Consider the following 14,600-nt stretch of genomic DNA (forward strand, 5'->3'; position numbering starts at 1 on the left):
TGGTCAGATCACCTTTCTAGGAATGCCGGGGATGACGAAGTTCGCGCCCCCTGCGGGGAAGGAGTTATGGTCAGATGCTCTGTTTAGAGCGTTGAAAACGAGCAGATTTTTGATAATTTCAGCAGCCAATCGAAGTATCGTGCAGATCCAGAAGGGATCACCGATCTTCTGTCGGGCGGGGAGGCGCCATTGTCCTCTCTTGCGATCGATGAACGCCAAAGCCCCAATCGGCAGGGAGGACTGACTTAACTTCTTTCGATCCGACGCAGCGATGCTGTCGCAGTCACGCCCCGGTTCAGGGCTGACGATCTCTATCCAGTGGATCTCTGGCGGCAGGCTTTGAGGCAGCGCATCGTGGGAGTCGAAATCGGCCTCGTCATCCTCGCTCTTGCCGAACATGTTGTCCGGCGTCTGGCCATTGACGCACCACGCGTCACTGGCCCCGACTTGATTTGACATTTGCAAAGCCCCCCGACTTCAACCTTAAGTTCACAGACTGTAACCATTGGTTGATGAGTCTGGCAACGCTACGAGCCAGTGGGGAAATCGGGGACAGGATCACCAATCCCCGCAGAACGGCAAGGCAGCGCTCCGGTTGCTCGAGCGGCGTTTTCAGTGAAAACCGGCTCATTGCGCCCTCGATCGACCTGCAAAATCGAGGCCAATTGGGCAAAAAAGCCTCTTGGCAAGATCCCGCCGCCCGGACCCGCCCTTCCGCGAGGTCACCCCCTCGACCCCTCCGATCGGGGCAAAGCGCATGAGTTTTGTGAAGCGCTCCATCACCAAACAGCAGCGCGCCAGAGCCAAAGCGCCGCGCAGTGCCAGGCCGTTGCAGGATACGCGCTGCTAGATCAAAGCACGGGCGGATGTCTCTCTTCACTGAAAGAAAGCCAAACCGCAGCCAAGCCTCTCACCAATCCCGCAAGCAGCGGACCAGACACGACATCAGACCAAAAGAGAGTGGAGGCGAGTACCGGAATCGAACCGGTGTACACGGATTTGCAATCCGCTGCGTAACCACTCCGCCAACTCGCCGAAGATCCGGGATGTCAGTAGGTTTCGCAGCAAGGGGCGTCAAGTCGTTATCGGATTGGTTACCCCCGGAGACGCGGCGCGGAAGGGCGTTGCCGCCTCGCCGCATCTGTGGCATCACGTTTTTTGAGTAACTGAACGAAAGAGTTTAGCCCCTTGGCCGATTTTGCGCTGCGCCGCCGGACGATGGTCGACACCCAGATCCGGCCATCCGATGTCACGAAATTTCCCATCATCCAGGCCATGCTTGAGGTGCCGCGCGAGGCCTTCGTGCCCGAGGGACGGCGCGAGGCTGCCTATATCGGCGAGCATATCGCCTTGGACGAAGGCCGCGTGATCCTCGATCCGCGCGTGCAGGCCAAGATGCTCGACGCGCTTGAGATCGAACCGCAGGATGTCGCGCTCGATCTGGGATGCGGGCTGGGCTATTCGGCCGCTCTTCTGGCGCATATGTGCGAGGCCGTCGTCGCGGTCGAGGAGGATGCAGCCCGCGTGACCGAAGCCCAGACGACCCTGTCGGAGCGCGGCTTCGACAATGCGGCGGTGCTTGAGGGCGATCTGGCCGAGGGCGCGGCCAAGCATGGGCCCTATGACGTCATTCTGGTCCAGGGCGGGGTGGAGACGATCCCCAAAGCCCTGACCGATCAGCTCAAGGATGGTGGGCGGATCGCCGCCATCTTCATGGACGGCGCGCTGGGGACAGTGCGGGTTGGTCTGCGCAGCGGCGACCGGATTTCCTGGAGGGACGCGTTCAACGCGGGCGCGCCGCTTCTGAACGGCTTCCGCAAGGCGCCAGCCTTCCAGTTCTAAAGCCGCCGAAGACCAGCGAAACGAAGGACGATCAGAAGGGACCTGACATGAGATCCTCTACCATCCTCGGAGCGGCGATCGCCCTCGGGCTTGCCGCCAGCGCTCCGGCGCGGGGCGAGACGCTGGCCGACGCCCTTGTTCTGGCCTACGAGAACAGCGGCCTGCTCGAGCAGAACCGCGCCCTGCTGCGCGCCGCGGACGAGGATGTCGCCCAGGCTGTCGCCGCTCTTCGCCCGGTCATCAACTACACGCTGCGCGGGCAGTATACGAATATCACCGGCGGCACGTTCGAGACCAATACCTCGACCACTGCTGAACTGAATGCCGATTTCCTCCTCTATGATGCGGGCGCCACCCGGTTCGGCATCGACGCCGTCAAGGAAACGGTGCTCGCCACCCGTCAGGCGCTCATCGACGTGGAGCAGAATGTCTTTATCCAGGCGGTCAGCGCCTATGTCAGCGTGCGCGAGGCGCTCGAGATCGTGTCGCTACGCCAGAACAACCAGCGGCTCATCACCGAAGAGCTGCGCGCCGCCGAAGACCGGTTCGAGGTGGGCGAGGTCACCCGCACCGATGTGGCGCTTGCACAGGCGCGTCTGGCCGAAGCGCGCAGCGATCTGGCGCAGGCCCAGGGCGCGCTTCAGCAGGCGATCGAGGAATATGGCCGCGTGATCGGCGCCGAGCCGCGCAATCTTGCGGCGCCGCGCGGACGTCCGCAGATCCCCGCCTCTATATCAGAGGCCAAGGCCATCGCCTTGCGCACCCATCCCGACATCCGCGCCAGCCAGCGCCGCATCGCCGCCTCCGAGCTGCGCGTCCAGCAGGCCGAAGCGGCGGTCTCACCGAACATCACCGCGCGCGCCACGCTTGGGATCGACGAGGATGATCTGAACGACCGCTTCGACTCCACCGAATCCGTTGGCGTCACGCTAAGCGGTCCGATCTATCAGGGCGGGCGGCTCTCTAGCGGGATCCGACAGGCGATGAACAATCGCGATGCCGAACGTGCCAACCTGCTGTCGATCCGGCGCCAGGTCGAGGCGAATGTCGGCAACGCCTACGCCATCCTGCAATCCGCGCGGGCCAGCCAGATCGCCGTCGACCAGCAGATCCGCGCCGCCGAGATCGCATTTCGCGGCATCCGCGAGGAGGCGACGCTGGGCGCCAGAACCACGCTTGACGTGCTCGATGCCGAACAGGATCTCCTCGATGCGCGCTCGCGCCGGATCTCTGCGGATGCCGACGAGGTCATCGCGGTCTACCAGATCCTGCAAAGCATGGGCCTTCTGACCGCCGATCATCTTGGCCTCGGCATTCAAAGCTACGATCCGGCCGCCTATTACAACCTGGTCAACGAAGCGCCGGTCGTGCGCTCAGAGCAGGGCAGAGCGCTCGACCGGGTCCTGCGCGCGATAGGAGACTGACGCACGGTCCGGTTGTTTCGCCGGCCCTCTAACTGTTATAGTCAGATATCGGATCAGTGGCGAGTTTATGAATGTCGGATGAGCAACCTGGGGTAGAAGATCGGGAGGATGACACCTCCGATAATGCGCCTGTTGCGAAAGGGCAGGGCAGGTCCGATGAGGACCGCCTGATCCTGACCGCCGACCAGCGGGTCGCCGATCCCCCGCCGCAGACCGCGACGGTGGCCAGAGCCCGTAAAAGCATCTCCTACGAGCCGTTTCTCCAGACCCCCGCCCTGTCCCTGCGCGCCAAGATCGCGGAGCTTGAACAGGCCGTGGATCGCACCTTCCAAATGCACGAAGGGTCCGATCAAACGGAACGCGGTTTCGGCGAAGCGCCCGCCGGATATAGCGCCAAGCGGCCCGAATGGCTGCGCTCCCGGCACCGCGCGCGGGGCGTTCAGCGATTTCAGTCGTCCACTGCCGTGGCCTATCATGGTCCGGCGGCCGCGCCTGCCGGTTACACCGACGCGCTGGCTGCAATCCTCCCTGACGAGGGCATTCCGGAAACGTGGGAAGTCGCGGCAACCCCCGATAGCTCCGGGCCCGATACGCCCGACGTCGCCGCCTCACCGGAAGATCCTTCGCGCGAGGGTGGCGATGCAGGCGGCGCGACTCTCAGGCTCGTCACTCCCCTTCAGGTTGACGGCACGACGACGGCCCAGTCCGACGATTCGGACGGGCCCGACGTATCCGGCCCTGCACAGGGCCATACGAGCCTCGAGGCGACTGTGGCTTCCTCGCCACCCCAGCCCCGGGCGACGATCTCAACGATCCCGCCTGCCGCCACCGAAGATACAGGCGAGTTCTCAGAAGAGGCCTGGCTCACCGCCGGTGCGGTCGCGCAATCCACCGCATTCCCGCCGAACGAAGAGGACGAAGAAGAGGATGACGACCCGCTCGAGGATGCGGTCCGCGCCATCGCGTCGGCTGTCGCAACAAAGATAACGCTCGCCGACCCCGCAGGCACCCCCACCGTGTCCCACCTTCCGGTCGCCGAGCCCAAGATGCCCGAGCCAAAATCAGACGATACCGAACCGAAGCGCCTAGAGCCGGACAGCCCCGATGCCGGTCTGCTTGTTCAGGTCGGCGCAATCGACGGAACGGCCTTGCGCAAACTCGTGGCCGAGATCGTGCGCGAAGAGCTTCAGGGCCACTTGGGCGAGGCGGTCACGCGCAATATCCGCAGCCTCGTCCGGCGCGAGATCAACCGCGCTTTGGCGAGCCACGATCTGACATAGGCGCAGCCAGCCTCAGGATCAGATCCAGATCCAGATGCGCCTCCAGATGATCGGCCAGCGCATCGAGCGTCGCCTCCACCCCATCGTCGAACGCTGTCTCGGGACCCAGATCCCCGAACGCCCCCAGATAAGCCCGCCGGAACCCGTCCGAGGCGAAAAGACCGTGCAGATAGCACCCCTGGATCCGTCCATCCGCTGACGCTGCTCCGACCGGACGCCCGTCCACGTCCAGCCATCCGCGCGTGCAATCAGGACCCTCGGTGCGCCCGATATGGATCTCGTAGCCGCGCAGGGCCTCCCCGCTGGGCAAATGCACTGCGTCCGCCTCGATCAGCCTCTTCTCAGGCGTCATCTCGGTGACGACATCCAGCAGCCCCAGCCCCTCATACCGCCCGGGCCGCCCCTCGATCCCACCTGCATCCACGATCTCGCGTCCCAGCATCTGATACCCGCCGCACAGACCAAGCACATGCCCGCCGCGCCTCACATGCGCTGCCAGATCCACATCCCAGCCTTCCCGCCGGACCGCCTCCAGATCGGCAATCGTCGCCTTCGATCCGGGGATGAGCACCAGATCCGCATCGCCGGGCAGGGGGCGGCCCGGCCCGATGATCTCCACGCTCACCTCCGGCTCTGCGGAGAGCGGATCCAGATCGTCGAAATTCGCGATCCGCCCGAGCTGAGGCACCACAACCTTGATCGACCCGCCGGGACGCGAGGCAATGTCCAGCACATCCTCCGCCGGCAGCCGCCAGGCGTCGGCGAACCACGGCACCACCCCGGCAGAGGCCCAGCCCGTCCGCTCCACGATCGCGTGCAGCCCATCATCGAACAGACGAGGATCGCCCCGGAACTTATTGATCGCAAAGCCTTTGATCCGCTGCCGGTCCGCCTCGTCCAGAACCGCCGACGTACCGACCAGCTGCGCGATCACACCGCCCCGGTCGATGTCGCCGATCAACAGAACCGGGCAACCCGCCGCCTCGGCAAAGCCCATATTCGCGATATCCCCGGCGCGTAGATTGATCTCTGCAGGGGAACCCGCGCCTTCAATCAGCACCAGATCGCGTCCATCCGCGATCCGCCCGTAGCTCTCCATCACCGGCCCGATCAGCTCGGCCTTCATCGCCCCGTAATCGCGCGCCCGCATCGTCCCGACCCGGCGGCCCTGCACCACGACCTGTGCGCCCACATCCGTCTCGGGCTTGAGCAGGACGGGATTCATATCGACCAACGGCGCCAGCCCCGCCGCCCGCGCCTGCAGCGCCTGCGCCCGTCCGATCTCTCCGCCATCGGCGGTCACGGCGGCGTTGTTCGACATGTTCTGCGGCTTGAACGGCGCGACGCTCAGCCCCCGCCGCAGGTAGGCCCGTGCCAGCCCCGCAACCAGCACCGACTTGCCGACATTCGATCCGGCCCCCTGGATCATGATCGCCTTTGTCATTCCGCCCTTTCCGTCCTAGCGTCCCCTTTGCAGAAGGAGAGACCGAAGATGAACACGCCCGCTCACCTGATCTTCGGTCTGGCCGCCTTCGGCAAGCCCGATCACGGCAAGATCGCGCTGGCGGCCTTCGCGGGCAGCCTGATCCCGGACCTGTCGCTTTACATCATGGTAGGCTGGCACCTCGGCATCCTTGGTACCGACCCGCAGATCGTCTTTCGAGAGCTTTACTACAGCGACGCCTGGATGCGCATCTTCGCCATCGACAACAGCTTCCTGCTATGGGGCCTCGCCTTTGCACTGGCGCTCTGGCTCAAAAGCGGCTGGGCCATCGCCTTGACCGGCGCGGCGCTGCTGCATCTCGCGCTCGACTTTCCGCTCCACCACGATGACGGGCGCCCGCAATTTTGGCCGCTGACCATGTGGATCTTCGAAAGCCCGGTCAGCTACTGGGACAACAGACAGGGCGCCTGGTGGATCGGCCCGCTCGAGGCGCTGGCTTCCACAGCGCTGGTCGCCTGGATCATCGTCCGCTTCCGCCAGCTCTGGATCCGCGTGACAGCCATCGTCCTGCTCGCGATGGAGCTTATGGCCTCCGGCATCTGGCGCTTCATCTTCTGACGAACCCGGCCCGGAACCAGACCAAAGAAAAAGGCGCCGCCCTTTTCGACCGCGCCTTCTCTAACCGGTGATGATGCCGGATCAGGCGGCTTTGGCCTGCTCCGCTGCATGGCGGCGCTCGCTCTCTTCGCGCGACAGCGCAACAGAGGTGCGCACACCCTTGCCGACGAAATCCATAAGACCCTGCACGACCCGCTCATTGGGATCGATCCCGGCGCAAGACAGGACTTCGCGGCCATCGCGCGAGCGCGCCCAACGGGCAATCTGCTCGGGGCCGTTTCCGTACTTCTTGTCATCCGCGATGGCATCGTCCAGAGCGGCCAGCACGACAGCTGCAAAAAGCTTGCGTGCGCGGTTGCCCTGTTCGTTGTTGAACGCGGTGCCGTCAACAAAGTCCGTCATGTCCGTCCTTTCATTATTGATCTTTTCTTCTGACGTGGCAGCCCTTATGCCCTGATTTCCGCGATTCGGCGTCCCTTATTAGGAATAGCAGCCATGCGCGATATGCATGGCAAGGAGCGGGGGTCTACCGGATCTGGTGCACTTGTTCGACCACAATCAGCCAGATATAGCTCTGATTAACACTTCATCAACCATCTGACACAATTCTGCCATGAGGCTCCTACTATGCCCAAAATCAACGGAAACGAAATCCGCGCGGGCAATGTGCTCGAGCATAATGGCGGGCTCTGGGCCGCCGTGAAGGTCGATCATGTCAAACCGGGCAAGGGCGGCGCCTTTGCCCAGGTCGAGATGAAAAACTTGCGCAACGGCTCCAAGCTCAACGAACGCTTCCGCTCCGCCGACAAGGTCGAACGTGTCCGGCTCGAACAGAAGGACCAACAGTTCCTCTATGAAAGCGACGGAATGCTTGTCTTCATGGACCAGCAAAGCTTCGACCAGATCGAGCTGCCCGCCGACATCCTCGGTGACCGCCGCCCGTTTCTGCAGGACGGCATGATCGTGCAGATCGAATATTACGAAAGCGAAGCGCTGAACGCGACGCTGCCGCAAAAGGTGACCTGCACGATCGTCGAGACCGAACCGGTCGTCAAAGGCCAGACCGCCGCCAACAGCTTCAAGCCTGCCGTGCTCGACAACGGCGTGCGCGTCATGGTGCCGCCCTTCGTGGGTCAGGACGAGGCGATTGTCGTGAATACCGAAACGATGGAATATTCCGAACGTGCGTGACGATCCGATCTCGCCGATGACCTGAACTGCGATGTCTCACCAGATTCGGCTCGCGGGACCGTCTGATATCGAAGCGCTCATGCCCGCTGCGAAAGCCGTGCAGGATCTGCATTCGGCCGCATATCCCGACCTCTACCGCGCGGATCTAGCGGACGAGAATTGGCACACCCATTTCCAGAAGAGCATGAAAGATCCGCACGGCTTCGTCCTGATGGAGGAGGCCGGACGAGGCTATCTGATTGCCGAACGGATCGTGAAGGCAGAAACGTTCTTCGGCCAAGCCTCGATCCACGGCTATCTGCAGCAGATCTCGGTCGTCGAAGCCGCACAAGGGCAGGGGATCGCCACAGCTCTCGTGGAGGAAATGAAACGCCGGTTTCGCGCCGCAGGTTACTCCAGGTGGACAGCGAGCCACATCGCGACGAACCACGCCTCTGCCGCCCTTCTGCGCAAAGCAGGAGCCGAGCCCTTCCTCGTCAGCCTGTCTGCGACCCTCTAGCCGCCCGCTAGCCAGAATTTTCTAGAAAATTCTGCATCCCAAAATCTTCTAGAAGATTTTGACTTCAAGATCCTTCTAGAAGGATCTTTCACCCCCCGGCGGTCTCCATCAACGGCACGATCCGCGCGTCCCCCGCGCTCAGCTCCGCCTTGGCCCGGTCAAACCGCAGGAATGCGATCGCCCTCTCTCCCGCCTGCGTATGGAGCGTTCCGGCCTCTCGCCCGTCAGGCATCGAAATAGGCGTCCCAGCTTCCGCTCTTCCGTCGATCGCCACCTGCACCAATCCCTTGCGCAGGTCGGTCTTGTGCTTCATCCGGGCCACGATCTCCTGACCGACAAAACAGCCCTTCCGGAAATCCACGCCATTGAGCCGCTCAAACCCCGCCTCGAGAATATACGTCTCGGGCCCCAGCTCGATCCCGGCCTTCGGGATCACATGCTCCACCCGGATCCGGTCCCACTCCACATCCTGCCCAGGCTGCCGGTCATAGCCGCGCCAGCCCAAAGCCTCGTGCCGTGGATCCGTAAAGGCACCGTTCGGCACGTCGCCCAGCCCCCGCGCTACGGCCAGTTCCGTCTCTTCTATCGTCACATCCGCGCGCAGCCGGTACATCGTCAGCCGCTGCACCAGCCCCGGCGCGTGATCCTCGGCGACATCAAGATGAATCGCGCCCTCCCGCTCGAACAGTAGGAAATCGGCGATGTATTTCCCCTGAGGCGTCAAAAGCGCCGCATAGACCATCCCGTTCGTCAGCCCGTCCAGCTCGTTCGTCACCAAATCGTTGAGAAACTTCGCGGCATCGCTGCCCGAGATCTTCAGAACGGTCATTCCGCGGCCTCCCGGAACTGCATATTGTAAAGATCCGCGTAAAGACCGCCGCGCTCCAGCAGCGCATCATGCGTACCTTCCTCCGCCACGCGTCCCTGATCCATCACCACGATCTTGTCCGCATCGCGCACGGTCGAGAGCCGGTGCGCGATGACCAGCGTCGTACGGCCCTTGCTGAGCTTCTCCAAAGCGGCCTGCACCACCGCTTCGGACTTCGTATCCAAAGCCGAAGTCGCCTCGTCCAGCAGCAGGATCGGCGTATCGCGCAGCAGCGCCCTTGCAATCGCGACCCGCTGCCGCTGGCCGCCCGACAGGTTCGATCCGCGCGGCCCCACCGGACTATCGAGCCCGTCCGAAAGCTGCCCGATGAAATCGGAGACATGAGCCGCCTCCAGCGCCGCCTGCAAGGCTTCATCTGGAACGTCCCGGCGGCCGAGCAGGATGTTCTCCCGCACGCTCTCGTCAAAAAGCAGCGCATCCTGCGTGACCACCGAATAAAGGCTCCGCAGCTCGGCCAGCTCCAGCTCTTCGATGGGCACGCCCGCGATGCTCACCCGGCCCGCGCGCGGCTCGATCAGCCGCGTCAGCACGTTGAACACGGTCGACTTGCCCGCGCCCGAAGCGCCGACCAAAGCCGTCGTCTGGCCCGCCTCGGCGGTGAAGGAGGCGCCTTTCAGAACCGGCAGATCCTCATAGGCCAGCTCGACATTCTCAAGCCGGACCTGCGGCACCTCGCGCGGGGCCGGTCGGGGCGCCGCCGGGATCGTCAGCGTCGGATGCGTATCGAAGAGCGCCCGGATCCGCTCGATCCCCGCCGCCGCCGATTGCCAGAGACCCGCCAGCCCCGCCAGACGCCGCACCGGATCGAAGGCCGAACCCATCGCAAAGAAGAAGGCGACGAAATCGCCCGCCGTCCCTTGCCCATTGATGATCTGGCTGCCGCAAAAGATCAGCACCGCGAAAAAGCCCACACCGGCCATCACATCGGCCATGCCGGGCACCAGGGCTCGCCCGAAAGCGGTCTTCATCTGCGCCCGGTTGCGCTCCAGGATCAGCCGCTCGTAGCGGTCGCCCTGATAGTCCTCCAGCGCATTCAGCTTGACCGGGTTGATCCCGTGAAACACCTCGTCGAGCCGCAGCGACATCTTGCCCGACAGCTCCCGCGCTTCGCGCGACGTATCGCGGACATAGCTTTGCGCCAGATAGGCAGGCAGAACGAGGATCGGCACGCCGACCAGCGCCACCAGCATCCATTGCGGATTGATGGCAAAGGCGACCCCCATCAGCGAAAACAGCATCACCACGTCGCGCCCGGCACCCGAGATCAGCGCCCCCCAGACCGAATTGACGCCGCCCACATCGCCCTGCACCCGCTCGATCAGGTAGCCCGGCGGATGGTTCTGGTGAAAGGTCACATCCAGCGTCATCAAATGGCGCATCAGCCCGGTCGTGATCTCGGCCGCCGAGCGCTGCTTGATCCGCGTGACCAGCAACTTCTGCCCGACCGACATCGTCCCGCGCAGAACAAAGGTTCCGAAAACGATAAAGGCGATGCCCCACAGCGCGCTCATATCGCTGCCCGCAAAGGCGATATCGAAGGTCGGCTTGAGCATATAGGCCAGAACGCCGACCATCGCGCCTTCGACGGACATCATCGCCATCGCGAGAAACAGCCACCACTTGTGCTTGGCCAGATACCGCTTCCACAGCCACAGGAACAGCGTGCGCGGCTCCTCCGTCGGTGTGCCCTTGGGCGCTCTCATCGTTTCCACCGCGGCAGGGCATCGAACGAGGCCTGGATCGCATGGCGGTCATAAACCGTCGCGATCCACTCTTCAAAACCCATCTCCGCCTCGCGTTCTTCGTAAAGATCCAGAATATGATCGAGCACACCGGTAGCCGTCTTGCGGAAATGAATGAACTTCGCGCCCAGTTGCTTGCGCGCCTCCGCCACAGGCCGCCCCTCCATCACCATCTGGTAGACGGCCGAGGCGAACCCGGCCCGGTCCGCACCCGATTTGCAATGGATCAGCAGCGGCTTCGGCAGCGTTTTCAGATGCGCAATCAACTCCTGATATTCCTCGCGTTTGGCGGTCCGGCGGGCATAGAGCCTCAGATCCACCATCTCGATCCCTAGACGGTCGCAGATCGCGCGTTCCTCGTGATAATGCCCGCGCCTTTCCTGCCCGCGCAGGTTCAGGATCGTGCGGATCCCCATATCGTAATAGCGTTGCAGCCGCGCGGGCGTCGGATGGTTCGACCGCCAGACGCCATCCGCGACAGGGAAGAAATTCGTCCACCAGTGCCGCAGGTATTTCTGGTCGAACAGGTTGTCGTGCCACGCCGCCAGCTTGCGCCCCTCGGGGGTCGCATATTCCTCGGGCGTCATCTTGCGCATCCGCCGCCTCAGATCGCGGTAGCGGTCCATCACGGATCTTGAGGGGCTTGGCTCGCTCATCACATCGCTGGATGTAGAGCCTCGGATCGCCCCCCGCAAGCGCGACCCCCGTTGCACCTTGGCTCCGCCCCGCCTATAGCGCCCGCCTGACAGGAGGCCCGATATGTCCGGCAGCGCCAATCTCAACGTGATGATCAAGACCGCCCGCGCCGCGGGCCGCCAACTTGTAAAGGACTTCGCCGAGGTCGAGCAGCTTCAGGTCTCGCGCAAGGGGCCGGGCGATTTCGTCTCCCGCGCCGACACCGCCGCCGAGCAGCTGATCCGCGAGGCGCTGATGGAGGCCCGTCCGACCTACGGCTTTCTCGGCGAGGAAGGCGAGGAGCATCACGGCGAGGATCCGACCCGCCGCTGGATCGTCGATCCGCTGGACGGAACGACCAACTTTCTGCACGGAATGCCCCATTGGGCGATCTCCATCGCGCTCGAACACAAAGGCCAGCCGGTCGCAGGCGTGATCTACGATCCCGCCAAGGACGAGATGTTCTGGGCCGAAAAAGGGCAGGGCGCCTATATGAACGAAAGCCGCCTGCGCGTCTCGGCCCGCACGAAGATGGCCGATTGCGTCTTCGCCACGGGCCTGCCCTACGGCCCGTCCAAACACCTGCCCGCCTCGCTGCAGGACATGGCCCGCCTTCTGCCCGCCTGCGCCGGCGTCCGCCGCTGGGGCGCCGCCGCGCTCGACATGGCCTATGTGGCCGCCGGCCGCTACGACGGCTTCTGGGAGCGCGGCCTCAACGCCTGGGACCTCGCCGCCGGCATCGTCATCGCCCGCGAAGCAGGCGCCTTCGCCGAGGCGATGGACGCGCGCGGCAACATCCTCGAAGACGGCTCCGTCATCTGCGCCAATGACGGCATCTTCGAACAATTCGCCAAGGTAATCCGGAACGCGTGAACTTCTCGCAAGACAGCGCCCCGGACTATCAAGTTATTGCAATCGACAATTCGTCCGCCTGCCAACAAGCATCTCAGAAGCGACGCTTTGTTGCTCGCAGACGATCGGACGCTCCTCAACGGATCGATATGTCAGGGAAGCGGCAGCCGCTCCATACTGGCCTCGCAATGCGCTTTGCACTTCTGCAAGTTCTGCTGCCGATGCATCTGCATTATTGCCGATAACATGGACTGTTCCGGGCGACAGGTTCAGCGTCATCGTTTTCGTCCTTGGGCTGATATCGCTCTGGCTTATCCCCGAACTCTGAACGCCATCTGCAAACGCATAAAGCCCGGATGTTCCAGCAGATGTCGACATGACGCGATACTGAATACCGGACGGACCAGTTATAAAGATTTGCTGCTCTCCAGCTGCAATCGGGAACCCGAAAGCGACCGTACCGGCACATCGTCTGATACCGCCGCAGCCTTGGAACTGCCCGGCTTGATTTACTGGACGAAAGAACATCGAGTAAAATCCAAGTTGATGTCTCGTGGGTACAGCAAGATAGACACGATCTTGCGACACCTCAAAGGCGCTCAGAGCCCGATCTCCCGACTCCATCGAGCCATCCAGTTCCGCACATCCAACCAGTCCCAAAAAACAAATCGAAAACAAAAATCGAGAAATCATCTATACTTCTCCCAAATTGAATATCCGATAGACGTGGTCTTGAGGGCTGGTTATCGCAAGTACATGTTTATAAATCCTTTCTGACGTGTTGTATGAAAACGCCGATCTATTTGTAACTCGACCCGTCCACCCAACTCACAGGTTCGTAGTCCCTCGGCTGAACTCCCTCCAAAGCGCCAAGATTGACGCCGAACTCAGTCGGGTCCGACCTTCGCCGATGATGCGTGTAGATCCCGCAGATCGAGCAGAAGTAATGCTCCGCCACGCCGGTATTCCATTGATACAGTGTCAGCACATCCGCGCCCGTCACAATCCTCAGATCGCTCTCGTGAACCGACACGGTCGCCGCCGCGCGCCGCTTGCAGAACGAGCAGTTGCAGCGCCGGGGCCGCGCGCGCTCAAGATCGACGCTCACCTGAAGTTCGACCGCGCCGCAATGGCATGTCACTTTCATCCTCCGCCTCCCTCTGATTGCCGGTGCCGCTCCGACGGCGACCATTCAACGATCCCGCTTTAAGATCTGGTATTGTTTCGATCTGCCGCGCAACGGTTTATCGCGCGGTGCCTTAACCAAGCTTCATGCGAAAAATCCACCGACGGGATACCGACGTATTACCGACCGGATACCGAAGGCTCGTTTTGCCACCAAAGCCAGCGTTAACAGGTGAGTCGCGCCACTCGCAGCCTAGCGCCGCCGGATCACCGGTATCGACGACCGACTATAGGTGGCATCGGGATGAGGCGGATGCCCATGCGTCCTTCGCCAAAACCCCGCTCCTCCCAGTTTGAGCCAGACCGGGACCGCAAAGATCGCACCGACCACGAACCCCCCCGCATGCGCCCAATAGGCAACCCCTCCGACGGAAGGGTCCGCCATGACGCCGCGCAGTACCTGAAAGCCGAACCACAACGCCAGCATCAACCAGGCCGGGACCGGAATGATGCGAAAAAAGACAATAAATATCAGCAGGATATCGACTTTGGCCTTGGGAAACAAAAGCAGGTATCCGCCCATCACACCGGCAATCGCCCCCGATGCGCCGACCATCGGAATCTGCGACAGCGGCTCCGTCACATACTGCGCGATCGAGGCGGCAAGCCCGCAGGCCAAATAGAAAATCAGGTAGGGCAGGCACCCCATCTCGTCTTCGAGGTTGTCCCCGAAAATCCAGAGAAACAGCATGTTTCCCGCAAGATGCATCCAGCCGCCATGCAGAAAAATCGACGTAACCAACCCCAAAGTGCCGTCCCCTTCCGACAACCGAGCCGGGACAAATCCCCAGTCCCAGAAGATCTGAGCGAGCCGCCGCGGTTCATCAAAGGCATCCGCATAACTAAGGAAAATCAGAACGTTAGCCGCGATCAGCGCATAGGTCACGATCGGCGTCTGACGGGACGGGTTGTGGTCTCGGATCGGCAGCATAACCCCAGACCTGACCTTTCCGCTTCAT

Annotated in this window: 16 protein-coding genes and 1 tRNA gene; 7 read left to right on the forward strand and 10 right to left on the reverse strand. The window is 62.6% G+C overall.

Annotated elements, in window-relative coordinates; all coding sequences use genetic code 11:
- Positions 1-3: 3 nt before the first annotated feature.
- Together AAD018_RS09675 and AAD018_RS09680 are read right to left on the reverse strand one after the other, a co-directional pair.
- The gene (locus AAD018_RS09675) at positions 4-399 is read right to left on the reverse strand and encodes a hypothetical protein (RefSeq protein ID WP_412005238.1); all 396 of its coding nucleotides are present in this window, start codon (positions 397-399) and stop codon (positions 4-6) included.
- 562 nt (positions 400-961) lie between these two features.
- Positions 962-1,035: transfer RNA gene (locus AAD018_RS09680), tRNA-Cys, on the reverse strand.
- A 153-nt stretch (positions 1,036-1,188) separates the two neighbouring features.
- Here AAD018_RS09680 and AAD018_RS09685 point away from each other — a divergent pair.
- The 3 genes from AAD018_RS09685 (at position 1,189) to AAD018_RS09695 (ending at position 4,546) form a co-directional block, all read left to right on the forward strand.
- Positions 1,189-1,842 carry a protein-L-isoaspartate O-methyltransferase family protein gene (locus AAD018_RS09685; protein ID WP_367316279.1) on the forward strand — a complete coding sequence of 218 codons (654 nt, stop codon included), beginning with the start codon at positions 1,189-1,191 and terminating at the stop codon, positions 1,840-1,842.
- A gap of 47 nt (positions 1,843-1,889) precedes the next feature.
- Positions 1,890-3,266, forward strand: a complete 1,377-nt coding sequence (locus tag AAD018_RS09690; RefSeq protein ID WP_367316278.1) for a TolC family outer membrane protein — start codon at positions 1,890-1,892, stop codon at positions 3,264-3,266.
- 71 nt (positions 3,267-3,337) lie between these two features.
- Entirely contained in the window at positions 3,338-4,546 is a 1,209-nt protein-coding gene (locus AAD018_RS09695; RefSeq protein ID WP_367316277.1) for a hypothetical protein, read from the forward strand.
- On the opposite strand, the gene AAD018_RS09700 is transcribed toward AAD018_RS09695, so the two are convergent.
- Positions 4,512-5,990: a cobyric acid synthase gene (locus tag AAD018_RS09700; RefSeq protein ID WP_367316276.1), complete on the reverse strand. Its 1,479-nt coding sequence runs from the start codon at positions 5,988-5,990 to the stop codon at positions 4,512-4,514. The genes AAD018_RS09695 and AAD018_RS09700 overlap by 35 nt on opposite strands.
- 48 nt (positions 5,991-6,038) lie before the next feature.
- Here AAD018_RS09700 and AAD018_RS09705 point away from each other — a divergent pair, with 48 nt between their 5' ends.
- Positions 6,039-6,608, forward strand: coding sequence for a cobalamin biosynthesis protein CobQ (locus AAD018_RS09705; RefSeq protein WP_367316275.1), 570 nt, complete (start codon positions 6,039-6,041; stop codon positions 6,606-6,608).
- Between the two features lie 81 nt (positions 6,609-6,689).
- On the opposite strand, the gene AAD018_RS09710 is transcribed toward AAD018_RS09705, so the two are convergent.
- Positions 6,690-7,010 carry a DUF6280 family protein gene (locus AAD018_RS09710; RefSeq protein ID WP_367316274.1) on the reverse strand — a complete coding sequence of 107 codons (321 nt, stop codon included), beginning with the start codon at positions 7,008-7,010 and terminating at the stop codon, positions 6,690-6,692.
- A 225-nt stretch (positions 7,011-7,235) separates the two neighbouring features.
- On the opposite strand from AAD018_RS09710, the gene efp reads away from it, so the two are divergent.
- Positions 7,236-7,799, forward strand: a complete 564-nt coding sequence (efp, locus tag AAD018_RS09715) for an elongation factor P (RefSeq protein WP_367316273.1) — start codon at positions 7,236-7,238, stop codon at positions 7,797-7,799.
- 31 nt (positions 7,800-7,830) lie between these two features.
- Positions 7,831-8,298: a GNAT family N-acetyltransferase gene (locus AAD018_RS09720; protein WP_367316272.1), complete on the forward strand. Its 468-nt coding sequence runs from the start codon at positions 7,831-7,833 to the stop codon at positions 8,296-8,298.
- 88 nt (positions 8,299-8,386) lie between these two features.
- Here the strand turns inward: AAD018_RS09720 and ygfZ are convergent, their stop codons facing one another.
- Genes ygfZ through AAD018_RS09735 form a run of 3 tightly spaced genes read right to left on the reverse strand, consistent with a single transcriptional unit; the run spans position 8,387 to position 11,555 of the window.
- Positions 8,387-9,127 (reverse strand): CAF17-like 4Fe-4S cluster assembly/insertion protein YgfZ, encoded by a 741-nt coding sequence (ygfZ, locus tag AAD018_RS09725; RefSeq protein WP_367316271.1) that lies wholly within the window; start codon positions 9,125-9,127, stop codon positions 8,387-8,389.
- Positions 9,124-10,890 carry an ABC transporter ATP-binding protein gene (locus AAD018_RS09730; protein ID WP_367316270.1) on the reverse strand — a complete coding sequence of 589 codons (1,767 nt, stop codon included), beginning with the start codon at positions 10,888-10,890 and terminating at the stop codon, positions 9,124-9,126. Before AAD018_RS09730 ends, ygfZ begins: the two co-directional genes overlap by 4 nt.
- On the reverse strand, positions 10,887-11,555 hold the full coding sequence (locus tag AAD018_RS09735; protein ID WP_367316269.1) for a tyrosine-protein phosphatase: 669 nt from the start codon (positions 11,553-11,555) through the stop codon (positions 10,887-10,889). The genes AAD018_RS09730 and AAD018_RS09735 overlap by 4 nt, the downstream gene beginning before the upstream one ends.
- A gap of 133 nt (positions 11,556-11,688) precedes the next feature.
- On the opposite strand from AAD018_RS09735, the gene AAD018_RS09740 reads away from it, so the two are divergent.
- Positions 11,689-12,477: an inositol monophosphatase family protein gene (locus tag AAD018_RS09740; RefSeq protein ID WP_367316268.1), complete on the forward strand. Its 789-nt coding sequence runs from the start codon at positions 11,689-11,691 to the stop codon at positions 12,475-12,477.
- A gap of 33 nt (positions 12,478-12,510) precedes the next feature.
- Here the strand turns inward: AAD018_RS09740 and AAD018_RS09745 are convergent, their stop codons facing one another.
- The 3 genes from AAD018_RS09745 to AAD018_RS09755 form a co-directional block, all read right to left on the reverse strand.
- A complete protein-coding gene (locus AAD018_RS09745) occupies positions 12,511-13,149 on the reverse strand; it encodes a hypothetical protein (RefSeq protein ID WP_367316267.1) in 639 nt (212 codons plus the stop codon).
- Between the two features lie 106 nt (positions 13,150-13,255).
- A complete protein-coding gene (locus AAD018_RS09750; protein ID WP_367316266.1) occupies positions 13,256-13,603 on the reverse strand; it encodes a GFA family protein in 348 nt (115 codons plus the stop codon).
- Between the two features lie 231 nt (positions 13,604-13,834).
- Positions 13,835-14,572 (reverse strand): rhomboid family intramembrane serine protease, encoded by a 738-nt coding sequence (locus AAD018_RS09755; RefSeq protein WP_367316265.1) that lies wholly within the window; start codon positions 14,570-14,572, stop codon positions 13,835-13,837.
- Positions 14,573-14,600 lie beyond the last annotated feature (28 nt).

The sequence above is a fragment of the Aestuariibius insulae genome (genome assembly GCF_040783535.2).
Lineage (GTDB): Bacteria > Pseudomonadota > Alphaproteobacteria > Rhodobacterales > Rhodobacteraceae > Aestuariibius > Aestuariibius insulae.

What these genes read in the sequence shown, in the direction of transcription:
- AAD018_RS09710 (WP_367316274.1), bottom strand. Translation starts at nt 7,010, where the DNA reads ATGACGGACTTTGTTGACGGCACCGCGTTCAACAACGAACAGGGCAAC.
- AAD018_RS09695 (WP_367316277.1), top strand. Translation starts at nt 3,338, where the DNA reads ATGTCGGATGAGCAACCTGGGGTAGAAGATCGGGAGGATGACACCTCC.
- AAD018_RS09755 (WP_367316265.1), bottom strand. Translation starts at nt 14,572, where the DNA reads ATGCTGCCGATCCGAGACCACAACCCGTCCCGTCAGACGCCGATCGTG.
- AAD018_RS09735 (WP_367316269.1), bottom strand. Translation starts at nt 11,555, where the DNA reads ATGGACCGCTACCGCGATCTGAGGCGGCGGATGCGCAAGATGACGCCC.
- AAD018_RS09705 (WP_367316275.1), top strand. Translation starts at nt 6,039, where the DNA reads ATGAACACGCCCGCTCACCTGATCTTCGGTCTGGCCGCCTTCGGCAAG.
- AAD018_RS09745 (WP_367316267.1), bottom strand. Translation starts at nt 13,149, where the DNA reads ATGATTTCTCGATTTTTGTTTTCGATTTGTTTTTTGGGACTGGTTGGA.
- AAD018_RS09720 (WP_367316272.1), top strand. Translation starts at nt 7,831, where the DNA reads ATGTCTCACCAGATTCGGCTCGCGGGACCGTCTGATATCGAAGCGCTC.
- AAD018_RS09700 (WP_367316276.1), bottom strand. Translation starts at nt 5,990, where the DNA reads ATGACAAAGGCGATCATGATCCAGGGGGCCGGATCGAATGTCGGCAAG.
- AAD018_RS09750 (WP_367316266.1), bottom strand. Translation starts at nt 13,603, where the DNA reads ATGAAAGTGACATGCCATTGCGGCGCGGTCGAACTTCAGGTGAGCGTC.
- AAD018_RS09730 (WP_367316270.1), bottom strand. Translation starts at nt 10,890, where the DNA reads ATGAGAGCGCCCAAGGGCACACCGACGGAGGAGCCGCGCACGCTGTTC.
- AAD018_RS09740 (WP_367316268.1), top strand. Translation starts at nt 11,689, where the DNA reads ATGTCCGGCAGCGCCAATCTCAACGTGATGATCAAGACCGCCCGCGCC.
- AAD018_RS09675 (WP_412005238.1), bottom strand. Translation starts at nt 399, where the DNA reads ATGTTCGGCAAGAGCGAGGATGACGAGGCCGATTTCGACTCCCACGAT.
- ygfZ (WP_367316271.1), bottom strand. Translation starts at nt 9,127, where the DNA reads ATGACCGTTCTGAAGATCTCGGGCAGCGATGCCGCGAAGTTTCTCAAC.
- efp (WP_367316273.1), top strand. Translation starts at nt 7,236, where the DNA reads ATGCCCAAAATCAACGGAAACGAAATCCGCGCGGGCAATGTGCTCGAG.
- AAD018_RS09690 (WP_367316278.1), top strand. Translation starts at nt 1,890, where the DNA reads ATGAGATCCTCTACCATCCTCGGAGCGGCGATCGCCCTCGGGCTTGCC.